The sequence below is a fragment of the Streptomyces sp. NBC_00316 genome, from assembly GCF_036158715.1.
Lineage (GTDB): Bacteria > Actinomycetota > Actinomycetes > Streptomycetales > Streptomycetaceae > Streptomyces.
In genome coordinates this window covers 534,170-559,328 of the sequence record NZ_CP108024.1, presented here as the reverse complement: position 1 = coordinate 559,328, position 25,159 = coordinate 534,170, and the positions used below count along the sequence as shown (strand labels likewise).

25 protein-coding genes are annotated in these 25,159 nt (G+C 71.3%); 11 read left to right on the top strand and 14 right to left on the bottom strand.

What is annotated here, in order from left to right; genetic code table 11:
- The first annotated feature begins 41 nt into the window (after nucleotides 1-41).
- The 4 genes from OG878_RS41445 to OG878_RS41430 all read left to right on the top strand — a co-directional run bounded on the left by OG878_RS41445 (nucleotide 42) and on the right by OG878_RS41430 (nucleotide 4,185).
- Complete coding sequence (locus tag OG878_RS41445) at nucleotides 42-887, top strand: AfsR/SARP family transcriptional regulator (RefSeq protein ID WP_328891872.1); 846 nt, start codon at nucleotides 42-44, stop codon at nucleotides 885-887.
- 130 nt (nucleotides 888-1,017) lie between these two features.
- A complete protein-coding gene (locus OG878_RS41440) occupies nucleotides 1,018-1,887 on the top strand; it encodes an SRPBCC family protein (RefSeq protein ID WP_328891871.1) in 870 nt (289 codons plus the stop codon).
- 83 nt (nucleotides 1,888-1,970) lie between these two features.
- Nucleotides 1,971-3,416: a hypothetical protein gene (locus OG878_RS41435; RefSeq protein ID WP_328891870.1), complete on the top strand. Its 1,446-nt coding sequence runs from the start codon at nucleotides 1,971-1,973 to the stop codon at nucleotides 3,414-3,416.
- Nucleotides 3,417-3,444: 28 nt separating this feature from the next.
- Nucleotides 3,445-4,185, top strand: a complete 741-nt coding sequence (locus tag OG878_RS41430; RefSeq protein ID WP_328891869.1) for a 4'-phosphopantetheinyl transferase family protein — start codon at nucleotides 3,445-3,447, stop codon at nucleotides 4,183-4,185.
- 363 nt (nucleotides 4,186-4,548) lie between these two features.
- Here the strand turns inward: OG878_RS41430 and OG878_RS41425 are convergent, their stop codons facing one another.
- From OG878_RS41425 to metF, 14 genes are all read right to left on the bottom strand, one after another.
- The gene (locus tag OG878_RS41425; RefSeq protein ID WP_328891868.1) at nucleotides 4,549-4,848 is read right to left on the bottom strand and encodes a hypothetical protein; all 300 of its coding nucleotides are present in this window, start codon (nucleotides 4,846-4,848) and stop codon (nucleotides 4,549-4,551) included.
- An 81-nt stretch (nucleotides 4,849-4,929) separates the two neighbouring features.
- On the bottom strand, nucleotides 4,930-6,990 hold the full coding sequence (locus OG878_RS41420; protein WP_328891867.1) for a condensation domain-containing protein: 2,061 nt from the start codon (nucleotides 6,988-6,990) through the stop codon (nucleotides 4,930-4,932).
- A gap of 152 nt (nucleotides 6,991-7,142) precedes the next feature.
- Nucleotides 7,143-8,039 (bottom strand): aromatic prenyltransferase, encoded by an 897-nt coding sequence (locus OG878_RS41415; protein WP_328891866.1) that lies wholly within the window; start codon nucleotides 8,037-8,039, stop codon nucleotides 7,143-7,145.
- 304 nt (nucleotides 8,040-8,343) lie between these two features.
- Nucleotides 8,344-8,811, bottom strand: coding sequence for a PhzA/PhzB family protein (locus OG878_RS41410; RefSeq protein WP_328891865.1), 468 nt, complete (start codon nucleotides 8,809-8,811; stop codon nucleotides 8,344-8,346).
- A gap of 92 nt (nucleotides 8,812-8,903) precedes the next feature.
- Nucleotides 8,904-9,584, bottom strand: a complete 681-nt coding sequence (phzG, locus tag OG878_RS41405; RefSeq protein ID WP_328891864.1) for a phenazine biosynthesis FMN-dependent oxidase PhzG — start codon at nucleotides 9,582-9,584, stop codon at nucleotides 8,904-8,906.
- Nucleotides 9,577-10,419 (bottom strand): PhzF family phenazine biosynthesis protein, encoded by an 843-nt coding sequence (locus OG878_RS41400; protein ID WP_328891985.1) that lies wholly within the window; start codon nucleotides 10,417-10,419, stop codon nucleotides 9,577-9,579. The genes phzG and OG878_RS41400 overlap by 8 nt, the downstream gene beginning before the upstream one ends.
- 92 nt (nucleotides 10,420-10,511) lie before the next feature.
- Nucleotides 10,512-12,410 (bottom strand): anthranilate synthase family protein, encoded by a 1,899-nt coding sequence (locus tag OG878_RS41395; RefSeq protein WP_328891863.1) that lies wholly within the window; start codon nucleotides 12,408-12,410, stop codon nucleotides 10,512-10,514.
- Nucleotides 12,407-13,030 (bottom strand): isochorismatase family protein, encoded by a 624-nt coding sequence (locus OG878_RS41390; RefSeq protein WP_328891862.1) that lies wholly within the window; start codon nucleotides 13,028-13,030, stop codon nucleotides 12,407-12,409. Before OG878_RS41390 ends, OG878_RS41395 begins: the two co-directional genes overlap by 4 nt.
- 35 nt (nucleotides 13,031-13,065) lie before the next feature.
- The gene (locus tag OG878_RS41385) at nucleotides 13,066-14,253 is read right to left on the bottom strand and encodes a 3-deoxy-7-phosphoheptulonate synthase (protein WP_328891861.1); all 1,188 of its coding nucleotides are present in this window, start codon (nucleotides 14,251-14,253) and stop codon (nucleotides 13,066-13,068) included.
- 47 nt (nucleotides 14,254-14,300) lie between these two features.
- Nucleotides 14,301-14,789 (bottom strand): PhzA/PhzB family protein, encoded by a 489-nt coding sequence (locus OG878_RS41380; protein ID WP_328891860.1) that lies wholly within the window; start codon nucleotides 14,787-14,789, stop codon nucleotides 14,301-14,303.
- Between the two features lie 138 nt (nucleotides 14,790-14,927).
- Entirely contained in the window at nucleotides 14,928-15,080 is a 153-nt protein-coding gene (locus tag OG878_RS41375) for a hypothetical protein (protein ID WP_328891859.1), read from the bottom strand.
- Nucleotides 15,081-15,091: 11 nt separating this feature from the next.
- Nucleotides 15,092-15,691, bottom strand: coding sequence for a polyprenyl synthetase family protein (locus OG878_RS41370; protein ID WP_328891858.1), 600 nt, complete (start codon nucleotides 15,689-15,691; stop codon nucleotides 15,092-15,094).
- 243 nt (nucleotides 15,692-15,934) lie between these two features.
- The gene (locus OG878_RS41365) at nucleotides 15,935-16,075 is read right to left on the bottom strand and encodes a hypothetical protein (RefSeq protein WP_328891857.1); all 141 of its coding nucleotides are present in this window, start codon (nucleotides 16,073-16,075) and stop codon (nucleotides 15,935-15,937) included.
- A 33-nt stretch (nucleotides 16,076-16,108) separates the two neighbouring features.
- Entirely contained in the window at nucleotides 16,109-17,014 is a 906-nt protein-coding gene (metF, locus tag OG878_RS41360; protein ID WP_328891856.1) for a methylenetetrahydrofolate reductase [NAD(P)H], read from the bottom strand.
- A 278-nt stretch (nucleotides 17,015-17,292) separates the two neighbouring features.
- Here metF and OG878_RS41355 point away from each other — a divergent pair, with 278 nt between their 5' ends.
- The 7 genes from OG878_RS41355 to OG878_RS41325 all read left to right on the top strand — a co-directional run bounded on the left by OG878_RS41355 (nucleotide 17,293) and on the right by OG878_RS41325 (nucleotide 25,154).
- A complete protein-coding gene (locus OG878_RS41355; RefSeq protein ID WP_328891855.1) occupies nucleotides 17,293-17,931 on the top strand; it encodes a ScbR family autoregulator-binding transcription factor in 639 nt (212 codons plus the stop codon).
- 109 nt (nucleotides 17,932-18,040) lie between these two features.
- Entirely contained in the window at nucleotides 18,041-18,982 is a 942-nt protein-coding gene (locus OG878_RS41350) for an SRPBCC family protein (RefSeq protein ID WP_328891854.1), read from the top strand.
- A 44-nt stretch (nucleotides 18,983-19,026) separates the two neighbouring features.
- The gene (locus OG878_RS41345; protein WP_328891853.1) at nucleotides 19,027-20,361 is read left to right on the top strand and encodes a hypothetical protein; all 1,335 of its coding nucleotides are present in this window, start codon (nucleotides 19,027-19,029) and stop codon (nucleotides 20,359-20,361) included.
- The gene (locus tag OG878_RS41340) at nucleotides 20,358-21,194 is read left to right on the top strand and encodes a 4'-phosphopantetheinyl transferase family protein (protein ID WP_328891852.1); all 837 of its coding nucleotides are present in this window, start codon (nucleotides 20,358-20,360) and stop codon (nucleotides 21,192-21,194) included. The genes OG878_RS41345 and OG878_RS41340 overlap by 4 nt, the downstream gene beginning before the upstream one ends.
- Nucleotides 21,191-23,218 (top strand): condensation domain-containing protein, encoded by a 2,028-nt coding sequence (locus tag OG878_RS41335; protein WP_328891851.1) that lies wholly within the window; start codon nucleotides 21,191-21,193, stop codon nucleotides 23,216-23,218. The genes OG878_RS41340 and OG878_RS41335 overlap by 4 nt, the downstream gene beginning before the upstream one ends.
- 98 nt (nucleotides 23,219-23,316) lie before the next feature.
- On the top strand, nucleotides 23,317-23,526 hold the full coding sequence (locus OG878_RS41330; RefSeq protein ID WP_328891850.1) for an acyl-CoA carboxylase subunit epsilon: 210 nt from the start codon (nucleotides 23,317-23,319) through the stop codon (nucleotides 23,524-23,526).
- Nucleotides 23,527-23,561: 35 nt separating this feature from the next.
- On the top strand, nucleotides 23,562-25,154 hold the full coding sequence (locus OG878_RS41325; RefSeq protein WP_328891849.1) for an acyl-CoA carboxylase subunit beta: 1,593 nt from the start codon (nucleotides 23,562-23,564) through the stop codon (nucleotides 25,152-25,154).
- The last annotated feature ends 5 nt before the right edge of the window (nucleotides 25,155-25,159 follow it).

Sequence of the window (25,159 nt, the reverse complement as noted above, 5' to 3'; positions counted from 1 at the left end):
AAGACCTCTTCACATGCGGCAGTAGCTGACGGGGAGACAGTGTGGACATCGACGTACTCGGCACACTTTCCGTGCGGGAGCAGGGTGTCTCGGTCACGCCGACTGCCCCCAAACTGCGCCAGGTGCTTGCCCTGCTCGCTCTGCACGCCGACCAGGTGGTGTCGGTCGCCACGCTGACCGAGGAGCTGTGGGGCGGCGAGCCCCCGCGCAGCGCGCGCCCGACGCTGCAGACCTACATCCTCCAGTTGCGCGAGCTGATCGGCGCAGCCCTGGGGCAGGGCGGTGAGCCGCAGCGCAGCGCCAAGGACGTGCTGATGACGGTTCCCGGCGGCTACCTGCTCAAGAGCTGTGAAGGCACCAGCGACGTCCGGGAGTTCGATCGGCTTGCCGGAACCGGGTACCGGGCGATGGACGCCGAGGACTACCGGGAGGCGGCGGCCCGGCTGCGCGAGGCGCTCGCGCTGTGGACCGGCCCGGCTCTTGTCGACGTCCAGGCCGGCCTCCATCTGGAGCGTCAGGTCAAGCGGCTCGAGGAGAGCCGGCTGTGCGCCCTCGACCAGCGGATCGAGGCCGATCTGCGGCTCGGCCGGCACCGTGAGCTGCTCGCCGAGCTGACCGTGATCGTCAGCAGGTACCCCACCCACGAGAGCCTGTGCGGCCAGTACATGGTGGCCCTGTACCGCTCCGGGCGCCGCGGCGAGGCGCTCAACGTCTATCAGCGGCTGCGTACGACACTGGTGCAGACCCTCGGCCTGGAGCCGCCGGCCGCGCTCGCCAAGCTGCAGCGCGCCATCCTCGTCTCCGGCCCGATCGGCGTCCCCACGCCCGCCACCGGCTCCGGACTCACCGGGACGTCCACCGGCACGGGGCTGACCCGGACCGGCTGATCGGCAAAAGCCCGGTCCGGCCGCGTGGGACCGGATGCCCATGGCGGCCCCTCCGCCCGGATTCGAGCGTCGGGCAAGGCGTGCGGGGCAGCCTGGCGCACCTGCGCACACTGGGAGGAGGGGGCCGCTCATGTCGTCGCAGACAGTGCGCTCCACCCGGCACACCGTCTCCGTGGCCGCGCCCGCCTCGGTCGTCTACGGCATGCTCGCCGACGCCTCCCGCCGGCCGGTGTTCCTGCCCTCCTGCGTCCACGTCGAACGCATGGAATTCGACGGGGCCGTGGAACGCCCGTGGGTGTGGGACGCCGCGGACGACCGCGTCCGCTCCACGCGGGTCAGGCGTGTGCTGCAACCGCACACCCGGTCCATCGACTTCGAGGAGTTCGCGGGGGACGAGACCTCCTGGCCGGGTGCGGTGGCAGCCGGGACCTGGAGCGTCGAGTCCGAGGGCGACAAGCGGTCCTCACCGACCCTGCGGTACGAGGAGCTTTCCCCGAGCCGGACGGCGGCCCCGGGCGCCCTCGAGGCGGACGCGCGCCTGCGGCTCGAGAGGATACGGCAGATGGCCGAACAGTGGGACAGGCTGGACGAGTTGCTCCTGTCCTTCGAGGACAGCACGCGGGTCGACGGCCCCCCCGAGCTCGTCTACGACTTCCTCCACCGCGTGGAGGACCGGGCCGACCTGCTGCCGCGCGTCGACTCGGCTCAGGTGACCGAGGAGCGGCCCGGCGTCCGGATCGCCGCGCTCGACACCTGCGCCACGCCCCCCGGGCTGACGGCCACTGGCAAGGCCGTACGGCTGTGCTTCCCGGCCGCGGGACGCATCGTCCACAAGGAGACGGTGACCCCCGACCTGATCGCCGCGCACACCGGCGAGTGGTCCCTCGTGCCGGACGAGTCGGGGCCGGCCGTGATCTCCGCCCACCACGTGCTGATCCGCCAGGAGGCCGTCGGAGAGGTCCTGGGGGAGCAAGCCTGCCCGGCGGACGCCCGGCTGTAACTGCGCGAGTGGCCGGGCCGCGCAGACCAGGAGGCGCTCGGCCTGGCCAAGTGGCATGCGGAAAGCCCCGTACGCCGACTGCGATGACGACGATCGAGGACGAGGGGAGGCCGACGATGACCCACACGCCATCGGGCGCCCCCGCACCGCGAAAGGACGCGGGGACAGACGGCGCCGCCGCACCGGCCGACGCGCTCGGCGCGGCAAAGACGCCCGCGAGCGCGCGCACCTACGCCGCCGCCGTGCCGCCGCCGGTGGACGTGGCGCTGCGCGCGATGCGCCTGGAAGCGCTGCTCGGCGACCCCGAGGACCCCGCAAACCCCTACGGCCGTGCCGCGCTCGCGGCCGCCGCAAGCGCAGCGGACACGGCCCCCGCCGACATACTCGCCGAGATCCTCCCCGGGCCCGACGACGCACACGGCACCGACGCCGAGCAGCTCGTCCGCACGCTGCGCCCGCTGCTGCGCCGGGATCTGGGCCTCGGCCACGCCTGGGCGATCCGCCCGCTGCTCGCCGTTCGGGCGCACCCGGATCCGGTCGGGGGGATCGCCGCGCTGCTCGGGCCCGCGGCGCTGATCGCGGCGACGGGCGGCGCCCTGCACACCACCGCCCGCATCGTGGACGGCCTCGCCCCGCGCGAGCCGAGCGTGCGGCAGTGGCAGCCCACTCTGGCTGCGGTCTTCGCGGACCTGCTGGCCTGCGAGTGCCTGACCACCGTGGCGCTGCGGTGTGCGCGCCCGGCCGACGACGTGGGGTCCCTGCCGGTCGCCGTGGTCGGGTACCTCGTACCGCAGCTGGTGGGTGGGCTGTTGGCGGATCTCGAACTGGTCCTGAACGAGAGCGGGTTCGGCCCGGACAGCACCGAGCGCAGGGTGCTGGCCGCGCTGGAGGCGCACCGCGCGGCCGCGGGCGTCGACTGGACGGCCGCCGCCTTCCGGCAGGGGCAGCTGGTCCGTGCGCTGCCCGAGCAGGACGACTTCGCGAGGCAGGGACAGGGGCAGGGGCAGGGCGAACAGGCCGTGCTCCCGGGGCTGTTCCGGCTGGCAGAGCCGGCACCGGACGTCGCAGGGACGGACGCGGGTGCGCGGTGCGCCGATGCCCTCGCGGCCGCCCTGCCCGATGCGGCCGCGTACCTGGCTGCGGCCGGTGGCGGCGATCCGGCCATGACCGCGCTCGCCCGGGTAACCCGCCGGCTGGCCGCCGAGCAGCGTGCGGTGCGCCGTGCCTGCCGGGCCGCCGCTCTTGCCGACCCGGCGGACCCCGCGGCGCGGGCGCTGGCCGACCGGCTCGCCCTGGTGCTGCTGGCCGCGGCCGCGCTGGGGGTGGCCCGGGCGGCCGCGGACACGGGCGCGGGTTTCCTCGGCGGCCCCGACTGGGTCCTGCTCGCGCTGGAACGCGTCGGGCAGCGGCTCGGCGTGCCGCTGCCCGGCCATGAGGCCGATCCGCGCGCCGCGATCTGGGCGGAACTGGCCGAGCGGACCCGGCAGGGCGTCGACTGCGACGTGTACGCCACGCAGCTGCTGTGGTGAGCGCGAGGGAGAACCGGAGGTGGGGGACATGACCGCGCCGCAGTTCGGTGCGCCGCCCGTCCATGTGGCAGGGCCCGACGCCTTGTGGGAGGAGGTGCGCGAGCGGGCCGAGGACACGGGACGGGTCGTGGTGTACACCACATGGGGCGAGTGGCTGACCGCCGCCCTGCTGGATCCGGACCTGCGCACGCTGCTCGGGCAGGACTGGCCGCGCTACCGGCAGGCCCCCGATCCGTCCGGCCGGTTCGTCTTCGCGGTGTCGCGCATGGTCATGAAGCACACGGCCGCGGCGGTCCTCGACGCCGCCCCGGTCGCCTTCGACATCGCCTACCAGCCCGGCGGGGCGCCCACGCTGCGCGGCTTCGGGGAGGAAGTGCACCTGAGCCTCGCCCACACCGAGGAGCTGATCGTCGCCGCCGTCAGCCGCAGCGGACCCATCGGCGTGGACACCGAGTCGGGCACTCGGCAGATCCCCTACGACCTGATGCGGACGCATGTGTGCACCCGGGAGGAGGCCGAGGTGCTCGACGCGCTGCCCGACGGCGAGCGCACAGCGCGCTTCCTGTGGCTGTGGACGCTCAAGGAGGCGTACACCAAGGCCCTCGGGCAGGGAATGCGGCGCCGCTTCAGCGCCGTGGGATTCCACTGGGACGCCGACGGACGTCCGGTCCTCGCCGAGGACTCCGCTTCGGCCGGCGCCTGGTCCTTCGCCACCCATCTCGTACAGGACCGGTATCTGGTGAGCGAGGCGTATCACCGCGTCCGCTGATCCGTGCGGCTGCCGAGGCGCTCGCCGAGGAGGGCTCCAACGCCGGCTTCGCCCGTACGTCGACGCGCCCGCCCTCGTCGGGTGACGGCAGGCGGGCGGACCGGGGGAGGGGATGTGCACGGCCCACTCTAAGGGCTGTCCCGTAACCCCTGGCGGGCGCACGACGACAGCTACGGCACCTCGCCGCGTTGTTGGAACGCCCGTATACGCCCAGTATGCGGACGTCCCTCCGCCTTGCGATGCACCGCATCTGACGCCGCGCGCTGATCCACCAGGGATTACGGGACAGCCCTTAGGCACGGGGCTTCCCCAAGTCCCTTGTCCAGTAGCGAACTTAGAGTCCAGCTGCAGCGGCGTTCGACCTCACGCCGCAGCTCCCAGGTCGCGGTCGTCGCGCTGTTCCTGCTGGGCGGCGTACACCGCGACGAAGGCGGCGAGCCCTCGCACACCGCCGTCCGGCCCGAGGGCCGTGACCGGCACGTTCTGTTTGAGCCCCCGAGACAGCGCTCGGTGCGCTTTCAGCGCGGCGGCCACCAGCTCGCCCGGCGGGCGGTGGGTGCGGTCCGCGTCCCCGTGGGCCATCGCCAGCGCCTCGGCCCAGGCCCGGGAGACGATCTCGTCCTTGCGCGGGTGCGGTACCGGCTTCGGGGCGGGGTCCTGCATGGCTGCCTCCTCGGCATCTCGCTGCTGTCGGTTCAGGTGCATCCCTGGTGTCGTGCGGTGTGTGGTGCGTACGAGGGCGGGTCAGGGCCGGCGTCCGACGGCTGACGCGAGCCTGTTGGCCAGTTCGTCGGGTCCGGTGCCGGCCGTGTCGAGGACGATGGCGAGCGGCCGGTGGCCGTCCGCCGCGGCGAGGCGGGCGATGGCGCAGGCGGCGACACCGTCACCGGAGAACGCGGCGAGGGCCAGCCCGCCACCGGACCGGATGCGGGAGCCGAGCGCGTCGTACACGGCGCGTGCGGCGGCATCGGCCTGGGCGCCGCCCACCGGAACGGGACCGAGCAGGAGAAGTTCCTCGGGGCCTGTGTAGGCGCGGGCGAGCTGGTCGTAGAAGGCCCGGGAGATGCCCGGCGCCTGCAGCAGGCCGACGGTGCCGGCGTCCGCGTGGGCGGGGTGGCGCAGTACGGCCGGCGGGACGCCGGTCTCCTCGGGTTCGGCCTGCACCGGACCGACGGCGGCGCCGGTGCCCATGCCGGACAGCAGGGCGAGGGCCTCGCCGACGGTGGTGTGCTGCCCGGCGCCACGCGGGAGTTCGCGCAGCAGTAGCGCGGCATGGGCGAGGAGTTCGGTGATCTCCGGGAGCCTCACCTGGTCGTAGGAGGCGGTGAGGACCAGGCGGCCGCCCCCGTCGCGGTGGGCGATCAGCGTGACGGGGAAGGCGGTGCGGGCACCGAGAGTCTGCGGCGGCTCCACCTCGATGCCGGACGCGGCAAGTTCGGCCTCCAGCTCGGTCAGGACACGCGGCGCTGCCTCGAAGGTGAGCAGGGTGTCGGCGGGCGGGTGCGGCGTGCGGGTCCAGACGTGGATCTGGCCCGCCGACACCCATTCGTAGGCGGCCTGGTCCAGGCAGCGGTCGCGCAGGTCGGCGATCAGCTGGGGCACCGTGGCGTCCGGGTCGACGAGCACGGACTGCGGCAGCGGCCCGGCCAGCGCGCCGGGGGTCCGCTCCACCCCTTCGAAGAGGATGCTCCGGCCCGAAGCAGTGGTGGCGAAGCGCACCTGTGACGGTCCCTCGGCCCGGTTGGCGCGGTACAGCAGCAGCGCCCACACGGCCTGCAGGGCAGTGGACTCGCTACCGCCCCAGAGGGCGGCCCAGTGGACGAGCCGCGAGGTCTCCTGCTCGGTCAGGCGGAGCCTCGAGCGGCCCTCGGCGCGGCTGCCGGTGCCGGTGAACAGCGGTGGTACAGGTACGAAGTCGCCGGTGTCGGCGCTGGTGAAGAAGTCCTCGGCGGCTGCGGTGCTCTGAACGGCGAGCCAGGCCACGTAGTCGGTCATGTCGGGTCGGCGCTCTCCGCCGGGTAATTCCCCGCCGGCGAGATAGGCACGGTAGAACTCGCGGACCAGGAGCCGGATCGACCAGCTGTCGAGCAGTGCGTGGTGGTAGGTGAGCAGGACCTGGGCGGGCGGTGCGAAGACGGGGCTCGCCGGGCCGCCGCCGAGCAGGGTGATGCGCAGCGGGGCAGGGCGGCGCGGGTCGATGCCACGACGCCGGTCGGCCTCGACGAGGGAGTGCCACTCGGCGCTGCCGTGCGGCAGCTGTACGACCTGCGGCTCGGCCTCGTCGTGCACGACGAGGCCGGGTTCTGCCCGGTCGTCGAAGGCGGTGCGCAGCACGGACTCGCGGGCGAACACCGAGCGCCAGGCCGCCGTGAACCGCGCTACGTCGAGGGGCCCGCGCCAGTCCCACGCCGTCTGCTCGACCTGGCGGCCCGGACCGGGGTGGGCGTCGGCGTCCGCCAGCAGTTCGCGCTGCAGTGGCGTCGCGGCCAGCCGGCGGGTCCTGAAGGATCCGCGGCCGCCGTGGGTGAGCAGGTCGGCAAGGGCCCCGAGGGGGAATTCGCTCTGCTCGCCGTCCGCCCCGTCCGTGAAGCGCAGGGTGTGCCGACAGGGCCCCCGGCTCTCGAGGTCGGCCGTCCAGGCGGGCGCGCCCGGGTGGCGTGCGGCGATGCTGTCGAGCGCGGCCTCGATACGGGTGGCCTCGATCGGCCCGCGCAGCTCCAGTACGGGCAGCGCGCCGCGGCCGAGCTCCACGACGACGGTGATCGGCTCGTCCTGCGGCAGACGTGAGAAGCGGCTGGTGGTCATCGGCAGTCCGGGGCCCGCGCTGACGAAGACCCCCTCCCCTTTCTCAGGAGGCGCCGCTCAAGCATGCAGAAGGCCATCAGCAACTCCTGACACAATCCCGACATCCCACTTGACCGGCCCGCGCGACTCTCGGCCTCCCGCCCCACCCCACGTCAACTGACCGAACGCACACGGAGGTGTGCTGCCGAGTTCATTCGGTAGTAGGAGGCGAGTTTGTAGTACTCCTCGCTGGAGGACAGCGCGGCTGCGTATACGAGGATGCGATCACCCTCGTACGCGTATGGCGCGTTCGCGGCGAACGTCCCGAGCTTCGGTTCGATGCGTGCGGGAAGGGCCTGCGGATCCGTGCTCCGTGTGGAGAAGCTGATCCGCTCGATCTTGGAGGAGTCCCAGCCGAGGGTGGGGTACAGCCCTGCCGAGGTCTGGGCGAAGTCCAGCAGGTGCTCGCTCGGCTCCGGCAGACCGAACTCTCGGAGCATCGCCACCACGGCCTTGCGCTCGACGTGTTCGGCGGACAGGCCGTTGAAGTACACGTTCCACGTCCGGCGTGTGTAGTCGATGGCGACGGCCGAGACCTTGTCGTCCAAGCCGAATTCGATGAACGTGGGGATCTGCTCGGACAGGCCGTGCGGCATGGACGGGATGTCAGCCAGTTCGGCCAGTGACTTCAGGTCGCTCAGCGGGAAGAAGGCATAGGCCTTGTTGAAGCCGCGGGTGATTTCGTAGTCGACGCCGAAAGCCATCAGGGAAAAGCGCGCTTGGATGTCCGAGAAGAGGGAGCGGATCGAGTGGTCCGTCTCATCCGCGAGGCCGTGCGCCAGAGCGCGCGCGTAGGGGTCACCAGCATCCGGCGCCGTCCCGAAGTCGAAGGAGAGCCCTCCCACTCGACCTCGGCTGGTCACTGTGTTGAAGACGATGGGGTCAGTAATCACGTCCTGGAACGCGGTCAGGGCGGGCCACATCTTCTCGCGGGAGCAGGTTATGTTCAGCAGTGCGGCCGCCTGCGCCGTGGCCGCGTACAGATCTTCGAGATCAGCTTTTCCGGGCATTCCGGTCCCCCAGGGTCGACATGGATCGGCGCATCGGCTCGGCGGCCTGTCGCCGGGCTCAATCATGGCTTTCGCTCCTAGAAACCCGGTGGAGAAGCCCTGCACCGATGCGGGAATGCGCTCCTCACGGCCGGCTGCGCCGTCGAGTCGGGTACGCCGGTCACCGCGACTATCAGCGACTGGAGCGATGGGGAATCCGGGGTGCACCGGGGTGTTTCCCGCCGCTCCGCCCGAGAAACACCGTCCCCGCTGCTCATTTCGCCGGAGCGCGTTCGGCGGATCGTCGGGCCGTGTACGGGGCCGGTCAGGAGGTGGGGATCCAGTCCCGTTGGATGTGCGGGGTCTCGATGCCCAGTGCCTTCATGTGCTCGATCGGGTTGGTGTACTCGCGGCTCGCGGCAATCTTCCCGTCGCGCAGCGTGAATCCGAGGATGAAGTGGTTGCGGTAGCGCCCTTCGGGATAGCCGGGGAATCGGATCGTCCCTTCGCCGTCGCACTCGACCCAGATGACCGACGGGTCCTGGGTCTCGTAGATCTGCGCGTCGAACCACTGCCAGTCGGGCAGTACCTGCAGGGACAGCTCGCCGTGGTGTCGCAGCTTCTCGAGGCCCGTGACGACGATGGGCCGGCCGATGTCGGTGTAGAAGAGGGAGGCGGTACCGTCCTCGGTGTAGAGGGTGTGCCGGCGCAGCCGTTCCTCGGTGCCGGTGCTCAGATACTGTTCCACGGCCCGCCGGTTGCGGGCCCGCAGGTCGTGGTGGTCAGTGAACACCGGCGCAGCGGTGACGGTCCGCGGGGCGTGCGACGAAGTGATGACGACTCCTTGGGTGTTCGTGGGTCGGCGGTGCCGGGGCTCGGAGCCGTTCACGGCTGCAGGCGACTGATCTCCCAGCCGTCCCCGGTGCGCTCGTAGACCAGGCGTTCGTGCAGCCGATCGGTGCCGTTGCCCCAGAACTCGACGGTGTCGGGCTCGAGGCGGTAGCCCGCGAAGGTGGCCGGGCGCGGCAGCGGGCGCTGCGGCTCCCCCAGTTCCAGAGCCCGGGCCCGCAGCCGGGCGAAGTGTTCGAGGTCCTCCAGCGGCGCACTCTGCCGGGAGGCCGTCGTCATGGCGTGCGTGAAGACCGCCCGCGCGGACCACAGGGACTCCGCTTCGGTATCGGACAGCCGACCGACCGGGCCCGCGAACGTGATCTGCTGCGTGGTCTCCCGCCAGTACAGGACCCCCGACGCCCAGGGATTCGAGGCGAGTTCGCGGCCCTTTCGGCTGTCGGAGTGGGTGATGAACACGATCCCGCCGGCCGTGACCCTGGTGACGGCCACGATGCGTGAGGAGGTGCGGCCCTGCGCGTCGGCGGTGGCCAGGGCCAGCGCGCGCGGCTCGCGGACCCCGTGCTCGACGGCTCCCTCGAGCCAGGCGGACAGCAGCCCCATCGGTTCGGCCGGCGGCGCGGCGAACTCGGGGAAGGGCACGTCGGCATTGCCGGTGAGCGTCTCGGAGCGGGTGGCGCCGCCGGGGGGCGCGACCGCGGTGCCATGGTCAGACATGGAGTACCCCTTCCATGGTGAGCACGCCGGGGCCCGAGACCTCGACGGAGGTGACGTGGTCGCCCGCTCCGTGCGCGAGCGCGTCCATGGGAGAGGGGCGGCCGATCTCGACTCCCTGGAGGATCTGGATGCGTTGCCCGTACGCGATCCGGCCGTGCCGGGCGAGATGGATGGCGATGGGCCCCGCGGCTGAGCCGGTGGCCGCGTCCTCGACAACTCCGTAGGCGGGCGAGAACATGCGGTTGCGCCACGCACTTCCCTTCCCCGCATAGCAGTTGGCTGCCATGTCGGGGAACCTGGCCAGGGCCCGGTGGTCGGGGTCCAGCTTCGACAGCGCCTCGATGCTTCTGAGACCGACGAGGACGTGCCGCGGACCGTTGCGGTAGGCCTCCACCGGCAGCGTGGAGTCCTTGACGCCGAGTGCCTCAAGGAGCTCATCGGCGCGGTCGAAGGGCTCCCACGTGGGCACCGGCTGCCGCATGCTCGCCCCTACGACCTTGCCCTCGACGCGCCGCAGCTCGAAGGGGACCGTCCCCCTAGCGGTCTCGATGACCAGCCGGTCGCCGTCGGTGGTGCGGCTGCCGAGCGCGATCGCGGTGCCCAGCAGCGGGTGGCCTGCGAAGGGCAGTTCGTTGACCGGCGTGAAGATCCGCACATGGGCGTCGTGGTGCTCGTGCTGCGGGCGGAGAACGAACGTGGTCTCCGACAGGTTCATCTCGCGCGCGATGCGTTGCATCTGCTCGCCGCTCAGGTCGTCGGCCTCGAAGTACACCGCCACCGGATTTCCGTTGAGGGGCTCCTGCCCGAAGGCGTCGACGACGACGTACGTGTGCATCTGGTCTCCCACTCGTGTGTTGTAGGCAGGTGCCGGGCCGGCGCTCGGGGGTGGGCGCCGGCCCGGCGGATTCGGGGCGGTCCGGTGGTGCCTCAGGCCCGGCCCGCGGTCTCGGCCGGCGCGAGCAGCCCGGCCAGGCGAGTGCCCAGGATCCGCGGCCCTTCCCGGGTCAGCACGGACTCCGGGTGGAACTGCAGGGAGTGGAACGTGGGCCCGCTCAGGGCGTGCACCTCCCCCGTGGCCGGGTCTGTGCTGACCCGGACCGGTCCCACACCGTCCGCGATGAACTCCTCGTCCTCGGCGACGAGTGCGAAGGTGTTGTAAAAGCCGACCCGCTCGACGCCGCCGAAGAAGTCGATCTTCTTCTGCACGCCCTGATTGGGCGTCGTCCTGCGGCGCAATGTCAGGCCCAGGCGCAGGCCGAGTACCTGATGGCTCAGGCAGACGGCGAGGAAAGGGCGCCGTTCGCGCAGCAGGGTGTCCACCGCGCGGTGCAGATGCCGCATCTTGGGGTGCGCGACCTGCTGCGGATCGCCCGGCCCCGGCCCCATCACGATCAGGTCGTGCCCGTCGAAGGAGTACGGTTCGTCGAACCGACGGACCGTCACCTCCAGTCCCAGTGAGCGGAGTTGTTGATCGAGCATGGAGGTGAAGGTGTCCTCGGCGTCCACCACGAGAACCGTGCGCCCGGCCAGTTCCGGCCGCGCCGCAGCACGGGCCTCGGTGCCGGTCAGCCAGAAGTCGGCGATGGTCGTGTTACGCAGTCCCAGGGCGTGGCGCACCACCGGATGGTCGCCGAAGCGCTCCGCCTCCTGGTCGCCGCCGAACGCGGAGACCAGGGCGGCGGCCTTGGACCGGGTCTCCGCGGCCTCGGACGCCGGGTCGGAGTGGCGCACGATGGTGGCGCCCACCCCGATACCGATGCGGCCCTGTGCACTGATGTCGGCGGTGCGGATGAGGATCGCCGAGTCCATGACCCGCTCGCCGTCGTCGTCGCGGCCGATCAGCGCCGCGGCGCCGCTGTAGTAGCCGCGGCCGCCGGGCTCGTACTGGCTGATGATGCGGCAGGCGCTCTCCAGCGGGCTGCCGGTGACCGTGGGCGCGAACATCGTCTCGTGCAGGATGTCGCGTACGTCGCGGTCGGTGCGGCCTTCGATGAAGTACTCGGTGTGCGCGACCTTGGTCATTTCCTTCAGGTAGGGGCCCACGACCCGGCCGCCGTCAGCACAGATCCGGGCCATCATCTTCAGTTCCTCGTCGAGCACCATGTACAGCTCGTCGGTCTCCTTGCGGTCACGGAGGAACTCCAGGACGCCCGAGAGGGTGGGACCGCTCGACGGATAGCGGTAGGTCCCGCTGATGGGGTTCATCACGGCCGTACCCTCTTGCAGGCTGACGTGCCGCTCGGGTGAGGCGCCGACGAGCGTACGCGTGCCGGTGTGGATCAAGAACGTCCAGTGTGTACCCGACTCGCGCTGCAGGAGTCGGCGGAACAGCGTGGGGGCGCTGAGCGGCCCGTACTCGGTGATGTCGGCGACGAAGGTGCGTTTGATGACGAAGTTCGCGCCCTCGCCGGTGCCGATCATCTCCTTGACGATGCGTCGCACCACGTCCTCGTACTCCGTGTCGTCGACGTCGAAGTCACCGTCGGCCAGCAGCGTCGGCACCTCGGGGATCCGGGCCAGCACCTCCTGAAGCGCCAGCCGCTGCTGGCCGGTGACGGTCATCGCCACCAGCGGCGTGCCGTCGTCGGCACAGGCGAAGCCGCGCTCGGTCAGCTGCCGGTAGGGCATGAGCACGAGCACCTCGTGATGCGCACCGACGCCGTGTGCCGCCTTGTCGGGCAGCGGGAGGTCGGCCAGGGCGGCGGGCAGGGACACCTCACCCGTCAGCACCTCCACGATTCCGGCGCCGGTGACCCCGGGCCGGTGCAGCAGCGCGTACGGCTGTCCCGTCCCGTTCAGTGCGTGTGCGAGCAGGTCGGACGTCATGCGAACACCTCCTTGACGGTGACGACGCGGGCACAACGTTCGGCGGCGTAGGTGAGCGCCGAGCGGTGGTACTCCTGCGTGAAATCGGCGGTCGCGTCCGCAACGAGGAATGGCTGGATGTCGTGGGTGAAGGCCTCGACTGCGCTGGCGAGGACGCCGACGTGGGCGTACACACCGCACAGGATCAGCTGGTCGCGGCCGGCGGCCCGCATCCGTCCGAGCAGGTCGGTCCTGAAGAAGGCGCTGTAGCGCCACTTGGTGAGCTGCCAGTCGTGTCCGGCCGGCGCGAGTGCGTCGACCACCTGACGGTCCTCGGGCGCTGTGCGCATGCCTGGCCCCCAGAAGTCCTTGAGCAGTCCGCGCTGTTCGTCGGTCATGCCGCCGGGCTGTGCGGTGTAGGCGACGGGGACACCGAGTTCGGCGCAGCGTTCGCGCAGCTGCGCCGCGTTGTGTATGAGGTCGTGACGCAGGGGGTCGGGGAACGGCTTGACGAAGTACCGCTGCATGTCGTGAATGAGAAGCACCGACCGGTCGGCTTCGGGCTTCCAGGACACGGCGGCCGGCGGCAGGTCGCCCTGGGCAGGCAGTGGGTACGCGGGGATGGGTGGGATGCCGGTCATGGCTTGGTTCCTGTTCCTGCTCGATGCGTGCGGGCTCAGGCGGCCCAGGCCGAGGTCACGGACACGGCCTGCCACGGGGTGAGTCGGGGGTCGCAGAACGAGGTGTAGCGCTCGCCGACGGTGGCGAGGCCGGCCTCGGTGGCGGCGCACTCGGTGACGTCGTCGGGCGTCGTCTCCAGGTGCAGACCGCCGGGGACGCCGCCCGCGTCGCGTACGGCCGTCACGAAGCGGGAGACCTCGAGTGCGACGGTCTCCACGATCCGTGTCTTGTAGCCGCTGGGCGCGGTGACGGTGTTGCCGTGCACGGGGTCGGTGAGCCAGATGGCGGCATGTCCGGCCTCGCGCACCGCCTCGACCAGGCGCGGCAGCCGGTCAGCGACCTTGTCGGCGCCCATCCGCGCGATCAGGGTGAGTTTGCCCGGGTCACGCCACGCGTCGAGCCGCTCGCACAGTGCCACCAGCTCATCGGGCTCCATGGTGGGGCCGACCTTGCAGGCCACCGGGTTGGCGACCTGGGAAAGCATGGCGACGTGGGCGCCGTCGATCTGGCGGGTGCGCTCACCGATCCACGGCCAGTGCGTGGAGCCGAGGAAGAGCCGCCCTTCGTCGTCGGTGCGCAGCATGGGCACCTCGTAGTCGAGCAGCAGCGCCTCATGGCTCGTCCACACCTGGGGGCTCACGACGTGGCGGCCCGCGCCGCGCTCGCGCCAGCCCAGGTGCTCGACCGCGTCGCTGGCGGCCATGTAGCCGGTGAGGATGCGCAGTGGATCAAACCGGCGGCTCTCGCGGTCCGCCTCGGGTCCGTTGATCATGTGTCCCCGGAACACGGGGAGTTCGATGCCGTCGACGACTTCGGTCGGCTGGGACCGGGGCTTGGCGAACTGCCCCGCTATGCGTCCCGCGCGCAGCACGGGCTTGCCGGTGATCAGGCCGAGGGTCCCGGCGAGCAGGTCGAGCACCGCCATCTTGCGGGCGACCTGTTCGGGCCCGCACTGCTGCGGGTCCTCGGCGCAGTCGCCGGACTGCACCACCATGGCCTTGCCCGAGGCCACGGCGCCGAGCAGCGTCCGCAAGGTGGCCACGTCGTCGGGCTGTACGAGGGCGGGGCGCGCGGCGAGTGCCTCGCTGACCCGGTTCAGCTGGAGCAGATCGTTCCATTCGGGCTGCTGCAGTGCCCCGCGGACGCTGATCTCACGGATCACGTCCTTTACGACGTCCTTCATTGCGTACTCCGATCGAACGGTGGTCTCGCTCGTGTCAGGGGACGTCGTCAGGTCGGGATCCCCGTGCGCTTGATCTCGGGGACGGGAATACCCAGGGCCCGCAGCTGCTGGAACCCGTTCATGAATTCTCGCTGCCGCTTGATCTTCCCGTTCTCAAATTCGAACGAATGCAGGAAGTGGTTCTCGTAGTACCCTTCGGGATAGCCCTCGAAGATGATCTTGCCGTGGCCGTCGCACTCGACCCAGAAGTGGTTGGGGTCGTCCGTCCCGAAGATCCGGATGTTGTACCACTCCCAGTCCGGGAAGCACTTGAGGGACCAGACGGCGTGCTCACCGAGGCGGTCCCGGCCGTGGGTGGCCACGGGAGTTCCGGTGTCGGTGGTCCACAGACCGCCGGCGCCGTCCTCGGTGAACAGCTCGTGGCGGCGCAGTCGGTCCTGCCCCAGGGTGTGCATGTACTGTTCGACGATCGCGCGGTTGTGCCGCCGCACTTCGGCGTTATCGGTGAATTCCTGAGCGTCCACGGAATCGGACATGATGCCCCCTGTGATTTCTCATGGGTGATCTCGGTAAGGTGTTCCCGAGAACTTGCTGTCGGGAATTTCTGCGAGGTCGGCGTGACCGGGGCAGGGCCGGGTCAGCGGCGCGTTACGGACGAGGTCGGTCCACTCGGATCAGGAGGCCCGCTGCGTCGCGCTGATCGCCATGGCGGTCAGCCCGCCCTTCGCATACGTGGTGGCGGTACTCGCCCGCAGCGTGGTCAAGGCCCTCTCGGTACGCCGGGCGATGTCGCATTCGATGTGCTCCACCGCTCCTGCATCGGTCATGACGGTCCGTATCACGGTGAGTTCGCCGTCGGTGATCGGTGTCCCGATCCTGGTCCTGAGGAACTTCGACGCATCCGGGTCCTGCTCGTCGGCGTAATGCAGTGCCACCGCGAACAGCATGGTGCGCTTGCCCTGGACAGGTCGTCGCCGGACGGCTTGCCGGCCTCCTCCGGGTTGCCGAACACACCCGGCAGGTCGTCGCGCAACTGGAAGGCAATGCCGATGTCGTGGCCGAACGGCTGGTAGGCGGCGACGAATCCGGCGTCCGCGCCGGCGATCGCGGCGCCGATGTGCAAGGGCCGCGACACCGTGCAGGAGACCGCCTTGTATTCGTTGACGCGCAGCGGCGTATCGACGTCCTCGGCACCGGAGACCTCGGCCGTCACATCGATCTGCTGCCCCTGCAGCACCTCTGCGCGCAGGGCCGACCACACCGGGGCGACCCGGGCCGGCACCGGCGCCGACAGACCGGAGGTGTGCAGCAGCTCGTCGGACCCGCCTGGGCCAGGTCCCCGAGCAGGATCGCGGCACCCGTGCCGAACAGCTCCGCGGACGAACCGGCGGAGCGCGTCCTCGACGGCCTGCGCAGGGCGGGTTCGGGCGCTGGTCATTCGGTCAACTTCCCTGGTTCTCATCGGAGTCGAAGAGTCATCGAGAGTATTGGCGAGCAGACTCGAGACCTGGTCGAGTTCCTGTCGTGATCGTGACGCGGCGCCCGCCCAGCCTGATCCCATGCCAGTGGGGCTCGACCACGAGCCAGGTCCGCGGCCCGCTCCGGGGTCCCGGGCCGTCAGAGCGCCGGGCCACATGTCGGGCGGGCGCCGAAAACGCCGCCCGCCGCCCGGACCGGCGCGTCAGTCGATACCGCGTACGACGTGCGGCTCGGCGATGTCGTCCTCGTCGAAGCCCGCGAGCCGCAGCGGCGGGACGGTGCCCGGGGAGAATTCCGCCGCCTCGTGAACGAATCCGGCGTCCTGTTCCTTGATGTCGTGCACTTGGTCCTCCGCTCTCAGCAGGTCGGTGAAGTGTCAGCCGTGGAGCATCCCCACCGGCCGGACACTCCTCGAGCCGGTCACGGCGCGATGGATCTCGGGCGCCGCCGTCGATCGGTTGAGCGTGATGTAGTGCAGTCCCGGGGCGCCTTCGGCGAGTAGCCGTTCGGCCATGGCGGTGGCGTACTCGACGCCGATGCGGTAACCCTGCGCCGGCTTGTCACGGGCGGCGTTCAGGCGGTGTGCCAGATCCTCGGGGAAGGCGGCGCCGCTCAGTTCGGCGAAGCGGCCTATCTGGCGGGCGTCGGTGGCCGGCATGATCTCCGGGATGATCGGGATGTCGCAGCCCGCAGCGGCCACCCGGTCGCGCAGCCGCAGATAGTCCTCGACGTGGAAGAACATCTGGGTGACGGCGTAGTCGGCGCCGGCCCGGCACTTGGCGACGAAGTGCTTGATGTCGCTCTCCCAGTCGGACGAGCGCGGATGACGTTCGGGGAAGGCCGCTACCCCGATGCTGAAGTCGCCGAGCTCCCGGACGAGCGAGACCAGTTCGTGGGCGTGCAGGAAACCGTCCGGGTGCGGGATCCACGGTGCGTTCGGATCGCCGGGCGGGTCCCCGCGCAGGACGAGGACGTCGCGCACGCCCGCGTCGGCGTACTGGCCGACGATGTGGCGCAGCTGCGCCACCGAGTGGCCGACCGCGGTGAGATGGGCGACCGGGCGCAGCGTCGTCTCGGCGACGATCCGCTTGGTCACCTCGATGGTGCGCTCCCGCGAGGAGCCGCCCGCTCCGTAGGTGACGGAGACGAAGTCCGGTGCGATGCGCTCGATCTGACGGATCGCCTGCCACAGACCGCGCATACCGGCCTGGGTCCTTGCCGGGAAGAACTCGAAGGAGAACGAAGGGGCAGGCCGGGCGAGGGTCTCACGAAGCGTCGTCACGTCCAGCCTCTCTGGCCTCGATGGTTCCGGTCACCGTCATACGCACGGGGACTCCTTCGATCGCTTCGGATCCCTCACCATGCGGCCCCGCACACGAGGGTCCCTCGCGAAACGCTGGAATCCGCGTGGAGGTGTCCCGGGGCATTCGACGGGCACAGGAGTCTCCGTAAACCGACCAGGCGTGCGGTTTGCTATTGTTCCCGAGCCAGGACACCGCTGTCCGCGGCGACCGGAGTGGGGACTCGGCGCGCCGCTCAGGGCGGAATGAGGAGGAACTGATGGTCAAGCAGGAGCGAGCGGCCCGCACTCGTCGTGCTCTCATCAACGCGGCCGCGGAGGTCTTCGCCGACGACGGATACGCGCTGGCCTCTCTTCCTGTGATCAGCAAGCGGGCTGGTGTGAGCACCGGCGCCCTGCACTTCCACTTCTCGAACAAGGACGCGCTGGCGGTCGCGGTCGAGAACGCCGCGGAGCTCGCCTTACGGGCCATGGTCGAGCAGTGCAGTGCCTGGTCGGCCACCTCGCTGCAGTGCCTGGCGTGCGCCGTCACGCGGATACTCGACGTCGTCGGCGCGGATCCCGTGACCCGGGCGGGCCTTCGGCTGGGCGGCGACCCTTCCCGCAAGGGCGGAGGTGGTGTCATCGTCTGGTGGTACGAGTGGGTCCGCGATGTGCTCGTGCGGGCGAGGGAGGCGGGCGAACTCCCGGAGGAGGTCTCCCCCGAGGGCGCGGCCACCGCCATCTCCACGGCCGTCGCGGGCGTTGTGCTGTTCGGTGGCACCTGTGGTCCGGAACAGCCGCCTTACGCGCACATGGTCCAGTTCCGGGAGTTTCTCCTGTCCTGGCTGGCCGCGGCACCGCGGCAGGAACAGCCCGGGCAGATCGGCGGGCCGGCCGAGAGCGGCGAATCCGGCTGACGGGTCCTGCCTGCCTCGAGTCGCACTCCAGCAGGACGCCGCATCCTTGGTCCGGTGATCCGGGCCGTTGGAGAGGGGGCCAGTTCGGATGTCGTCGCACCAAGCGCACGTGGCCGAATACGCGATCTCGGTGGCGGCTCCCGTCGGCGTGGTCTACGGCCTGCTCGCGGACCCGCTCCGCTGGCCCGTGCTGTTCCCGTCGTACATCCATACGGAGCGCATCGACGGTGACGGCTCTCGTGAACTGCTGCACCTGTGGGACATGGCGAGCGACGGGCTGCGCGCCCTGCATGTGCGCCGGCACCTGCGTCCGCGCACCAGGACCATCGAGACCGAGCGGATCGATCCCACGACGCGGCGGGTCACCGGGCGTGGCGTCTGGCGCGTGACGTCCGACGGCGACGGCGGCAGCGTGCTGACCCTGCGCCGAGAACTCGGGGCATCCCCTTTCCCCGCGCCCTGGGCCGGGGCGGCGGCACAGGCACTCGACACGGAGGTCAGGGCCCGGCTCGACGAGGTCAAGGCGGTGGCCGAGCGCTGGGAGCGGCTGGACGAATTGCTGCTGGCCTTCTCGGACTGCGTCCACACCACGGGGCCGCCCGAACTGGTCTACGACTTTCTCCAGCGCGTCGAGGACTGGCCCGACCTGGTTCCGCACATCGAGTGGACCGAGGTCAGCACGGACACTCCGGGTGTGCAGATCGTCGACATCGACAGCACCGCCTGGGACGGTGGCGACACCGTCACCTCGGGTGCCGTCCGGCTCTGCTTTCCGGCTGCCGGACACATCGTCCACAAGGACGTGGTGTCGCCCGAGATCCTCGCGGGGCACACCGTCCAGTGGGCTCTGCTTCCGGACAGTTCGGGACTCACGGTGGTCTGTACGCACTCCGTGATGCTCAGGGAGGAGGCCCTCGCCTCCTTCCTCGGCGCCGGAGCCACCCTCACCGACGCGCGCCACGAGGTGCGTACGGGTCTGGGGCAGGCCAGCGCCGAGATCCTCGGGCTGGCCAAGTGGCATGCGGAGAGTGCCCTGCGCCACGTGGGGTGACCACGCCGACCGCACCGGCACGGACGACGAGGAGGAACACGCCGATGGGCGCTAGCGGGCAGGGGTCGCTCCTGCGGGACGAGCGGACGGCCGCACCGGCCGCCGTGCCGCCCTTCCACGCGGCGGCACCGCTGCCCGCCGCCGTCACAGGGCGCGCCCGGCGTCTGGAGGTGCTGTTGGGCGACCCGTGCGACCAGACCAATCCGTACGGCCACCACGCCCTGGCTCTCCCGGGCGGGCTGCGGCGGCTGCCCGCGCTCAGCGGCATCGTCGAGTCCGAGATCCGGCCGGCCGGCAAGGGCGGGCACTTCGTCGGTGGTGACTTCCTGGTCGCCGCCCTGCGCCCGTTGTTCCGCCGCGACCTGGCCCTGGGCCACGCCGCCGTCACCGCGGCCCTGTTCGCGGACGACGGACCTGACGGGCCGCTGCCGGACCGGACCGTGGAGCTGGCCCGGTTGGTCGGGCCCGCGGCGCTGAGCGCCGCGGCCGGAACCGCACTGCGCGCCGCGGTGCGCGCCGTCGCCGAGGGGGAGCGGAGGGCACCCGGGCTGTCGCGCTGGCGTGCCTCGCTGGCCCGGAGCTTCGCCGACCTGGTCGCGTGCGAGAGCCTGACGGCCGTGGCGCTGCGGTCCCTGAGCCGTTCGCCCGGTACGGGACGGGCGCTGCGAGCCGCAGCGGGCTGCGTTGTACCCGCCCTGGCCGCCGAGATCCTGGACGAAGCCGTGCTCACGCTCGGCGAATGCGGTCACGAGCCCGACAGTGCCGCACTGCGGTGGTGCGTGAAGACAGCGGCCGAGGTGTCCTGCGTACGCGAGGCGACCGGAACGGCCGACTGCAGGGCTGAACTGGTGCGCGGGCTGCCGTCGTCAGCAGGTTCCGGCGGTGGCCGCGTCGCGGCACATCTCGCCGCGGCGCGCAGGGACGCGGATGCCGGCGGCGCGGTCCCGCCCGTCAACTGGGAGGCAGAGCTGCACCGTGTCCTCGATGCTGCGGCGACCCGGGGCGACTCCGGCGGCGCGGCCGGTCCGGTTTCCGGGCAGGCCCGGGCGGCACAGCGGCTGCTCGCCGAACGCAGACTGCTGACCGGACCGGACCGGACCGTGGTCCGGTCGGAGGCGGTGGCGGCTGAGCGGTATGCCCAACTCATTACGGTCTGCGTAGTGTTGGCGGTCCGCCGGGACGCCGTCAGGTACGGCGGCAGCCGTTTCCTCGCCTCCGGGGTGTGGGCGGCGCTGGCGCTTGCCCGCGCCGTCCAGCGCCTTGGCCTGCCGCCGGTCGGCCCCTTCGACGAGGCGCAGGCGGGTGTCGAGGCGGAGCTGGACAAGCGCGACCGGCTGGGTGCCGACAGCGACCTCCACGCCACCAGGATCCTGTGGTGACCGCCCGGGGTGCGGTGGAGGTCACCGCGGCCGGCGGTGCGGCGCCGGTGTACGTGGCCTGCCCCGACGGTCCGTGGGACTCGGTGCAGGACCGTTTCAGCAGTGCGGGTCGCGTGGTCGTGCACACCACGTGGGGAGTGTGGGCGCCGACTGCGCTGCTCGATCCCCAGCTGCGCCAGATGCTGGGCCAGGACTGGCCTCGTTACCGGCAGTTCCCCGGCACCGGGCAGCGGCTGGGATTCGCCGCGTCGCGCTATGTCATGAAGTACACAGTGGCCGCGGCCCTGGAGATCCCCGTCCAGGACATCGACTTCACCTTCCGGCCCGGTGGACGGCCGGGGGTACGCGGCTGGGACGAGCTCGCGCTGAGTCTGGCGCACACCGACGAACTGCTCGTGGTCGGAGTGAGCCGCACGGGGCCGATCGGTGTGGACGTCGAACGGGCCGACCGGTCCATCCCCTTCGACCTGATGGGCGAGGAGATGTGCACTCCCGACGAGGCCGAGCGGCTGGCGTCGCTGCCCGCGGAGCGACAGCGCGCGGAACTGCTGCGGCTGTGGACCCTGAAGGAGGCATACACCAAGGCGCTCGGCTACGGCCTGCGCCACAGCTTTTCCCGGGTGGGCTTCGAGCAGGACGCCGACGGGCGCACCAGGCTGGCCGCGCCCGCACCGGACACCGACGCCTGGACCTTCGACACCCATCGCGTCCAGGACCGGTATCTGGTGAGTGAGGCCCACCGCGGTCCGCTGCCCGGGCGGACGGCGGCGGATCCGTCCCTGGCCGCCGGCGCCTCCGCTGTGGGGGACGAGGGCGCGCGGGACCGGGGATGAGCGGCGGACGCCCGACTCCGGGCGGCGTCCTGTGCGTGACCCATACGGCGTCCGCTACGACGCCGGACGGCTCCCATGTGCTCGAACTGTATGGGGCGCTGACGCCGGCCGAGACCGACCGTTTGGCGGCCCGGCTCGTCGAGCGCCACCACGCCTTCTCCGTCCTGTTCACGAGCCGCACCGGCAGCCGCCACACACTGACACTCGTCCCGCGTGACACCGCCCGTGGCCGGGCGCCCCTGTCACCCGAACTGCTCGCCGACGTCCTGCTGCTGCCGGTGGGCGCGCGGACCGTGCCGCTGTCGGGTACACAGCGCGCACGGGTGCGGGCGGCCGTCCGCGCGCCGGACGATCCCGGCCGTCATGTCGAGCAGGTGGCCCTGCGCTGGACGGGCCCCCTGGACCCGCACTGCTTCGTGGCCGCATGGCAATCGGTGGCCGCCCGCGAATCGGTGCTGCGCAGCGCGTTCGACTGGGTGGCCACGCCCCGGCTGGTGCTGCATGATCACGCGGACATCGACGTCGTTCACCGCCCCCGTGCGGCGATCCGGTCCTGGAACGATCTGCTCGAACACGACCGGGCCCAGGGCTTCGTACTGAACCGCGCCGGGCTGCTGCGGCTGACGCTGCTCGAGGACGCCCCGTCCGTTGCGGGCGCGTCCGTGCCGTGTACCCGTGTCCTGCTGACGTACCACCGGGCGCTGCTGGACGAGCGTGCCGTACATGTCCTGCTGCGTGCCTTCTACCGCGCCTATTTGGCGGGCGGGCCACTGCCCGGAGGGGAACGGCGTCCCGATGTCCGCGACCACGCCCGCTGGCTGGCCGGACAGTCCCCGGACGCCGCACGAGCCTACTGGTCCCGCGCCGCCCCGCCGCCGGACGCCGCGGTCAGCCCCGGACGACCGTGCGGCTCCACGCGGCAGAGCGGCGACGGACGGATACGGCGCCGCCTCAGCCCGGCGCAGGTCCTGCGGCTGAGGTCCTGGGCGACTGCTCGGGGCGCCGGGGAGAGCAGTGCGCTGCACATGGTGTGGGCATTGCTGCTGCACCGGGCCGCGGGAGCCCGTGTCCAGCCAGGTCACGTGACCTTCGGTGTGCGGCTGTCGGGGAGGGACGTCGCGCTGCCGGGGGCCGTCGACGTGCCGGGCCTGCTGGGCGGCTGCGCCCCGCTGACGGTGACCGTCGACCCGGCGGAGCCACTGGAGGCGCTGATACGCCGACTGCGCGACGCCGCACTGGACATGGCCAACTATCCGTGGGTCAGCGACGAACTGCTGAGCCAGTGGACCGGCCGCGGTGTGCGATCGACGGACACCACCGTCGATTTCGACAGTCGGCCACCGATGATCCCGGCCGTGCGTGCGGAACTCGAGGCACAGGGCGTCCGGGTCGACGTGCCGCGTCTTGTCGGCGGTACGGGCGCCGCGGTCACGCTCGTGGCGCGCCACGAGCCGGACGGGAGCCTCGGTCTGACCTCGCTCTACGACCGTGCGGTGCTGCGGGATGCGGACGCCGCGCTGATGCTTTCGCAGTGCGTGCGGATGCTGCGTGCCCTGGCGGACCTCACCGACGTGGGCACCACCGTCGCGCAGTTCGTCCGGGTGCTGGACGGCCTGGGCGTGCCGCGCGCGGCGGTGCGGCCGCCGGGGACCCGCCCGCCGTCCCTGACCACACTGCGGCGCGGAGAACCCGGCGCAGATGTCATCTGCCTGGTCGCGCAGGAGGGCGTGGTGCCCGGCGCCTACGACCGTTTCGCCCGCCTGCACGAGGGCCCGGAGCGCATCGTCGAGCTGCGCTGTCAGGGGCCCCCGCTCGCATTGCCGTCCGCTCTCGTGGAGGCGGTGCGCGGGGGAGGGCTGCTGCTGTGCGGGTGCGGGCCGGGCGCGGTGACGGCGTACGAGATCGCGCGCACTGTCGCGGCCGGCCGGGACGCGATCGTGGTGATGGCGGGCACGGGGAGCGCCGAGGCGAGCGCGGACGCGCTCGCGGCCGGTCTGCGGTCGGTGGTGACGGGCAGGACATAGCGGGCCGTGCCGGGCGGGTGCGGCCGGATTCCAGCAGGGCAAGAACGTTCCTCCAGTGAACTGGCGGACGGTATCGGGACAAGTCTGAGGAGACCGTCATGAATGACCCGGACATCACCGAGCGCGGGGCGGGTGACGTGCTGCGCGTCGAGCGGGGACGGGCCGACGCCGAAGAGGTGGCAGCGCTTACCGTCCTGCTGCTCGGCCTGCGCGCCCAGGACCAGCAGCAGGACGGTGAGCGGCTGGAGCCGGACCGGCGCTGGCGGCCGGATCCGCAGCCTTACCGGGCACCCAGCAGCTGGCAGTGACAGGGATGTCGTACGCGCTCAGGGAAGGGACAGACATGGCTGTGGCGATCGCCGCCGGACTCACGGAGCCGGGGACGGGAGATGTCCGTGGCCGGGTGGCCGAACTGCTGGCACTGCGTGAGCAGGCGCGGCGCGGACCGAGTGACCGGGCGACCGAGGCGCAGCATGCCAAGGGCAAGCTGACGGCGCGTGAGCGCATCGAGCTGCTCGTGGACCCGGGTTCGTTCAAGGAGGTCGAGCAGCTGCGCCGGCACCGGGCGACCGGGTTCGGCCTGGAGGAGAAGAAGCCGTATACCGACGGTGTCATCACCGGTTGGGGCACGGTCGACGGCCGGACGGTCTTCGTCTACGCGCACGACTTCCGGATCTTCGGTGGCGCGCTGGGTGAGGCCCACGCCACGAAGATCCACAAGATCATGGACATGGCGATCTCGGCGGGTGCTCCGCTGGTGTCGCTGAACGACGGCGCGGGCGCCCGTATCCAGGAGGGCGTCAGTGCGCTCGCCGGGTACGGCGGCATCTTCCAGCGCAACACCCGGGCCTCCGGTGTCATCCCGCAGATCAGCGTGATGCTCGGCCCGTGCGCGGGCGGCGCGGCCTACAGCCCCGCCCTCACCGACTTCGTGTTCATGGTCCGCGAGACCTCGCAGATGTTCATCACCGGACCGGACGTCGTCAAGGCGGTCACCGGTGAGGAGATCACGCAGAACGGCCTCGGCGGCGCCGATGTGCACGCCGAGACCTCGGGCGTCGCGCACTTCGCGTACGACGACGAGGAGACCTGCATCGCCGAGGTCCGCTACCTGATCGGGATGCTCCCGTCGAACAACCGTCAGAGCCCGCCCGGGGTGAGCTCCGGAGACCCGGCGGACCGCCGCGGCGAGACGCTGTACGACCTGGTGCCCGCTGAGGGCAACCGCCCGTACGACATGCACAAGGTCATCGAGGAGCTCGTCGACGACGGCGACTACCTGGAGGTCCACGAGCGCTGGGCCCGCAACATCATCTGCGCCCTGGCCCGGCTCGACGGCCAGGTCGTCGGCATCGTCGCCAACCAGCCGCAGGCCCTGGCCGGTGTCCTGGACATCGAGGCGAGCGAGAAGGCCGCCCGGTTCGTCCAGATGTGCGACGCGTTCAACATCCCCATCGTCACCCTTTTGGACGTACCCGGCTTCCTGCCCGGCGTCGACCAGGAGCACGGCGGAATCATCCGGCACGGGGCGAAGCTGCTCTACGCGTACTGCAACGCCACGGTGCCGAGGATCTCGCTGATCCTGCGCAAGGCGTACGGCGGTGCATACATCGTGATGGACAGCCAGTCCATCGGCGCCGACCTCACCTATGCCTGGCCCACCAACGAGATCGCCGTCATGGGCGCCGAAGGCGCCGCCAACGTCATCTTCCGCCGGCAGATCGCCGACGCCGAGGACCCCGAAGCCATGCGCGCCCGCATGGTCAAGGAGTACAAGGCCGAACTGATGCACCCGTACTACGCCGCCGAGCGCGGCCTCGTCGACGACGTGATCGACCCCGCCGAGACGCGCGAGGTGCTCATCCGCTCCCTGGCGATGCTGCGCTCCAAACATGCCGACCTGCCGTCCCGTAAACACGGCAACCCGCCCCAATAGAGAGG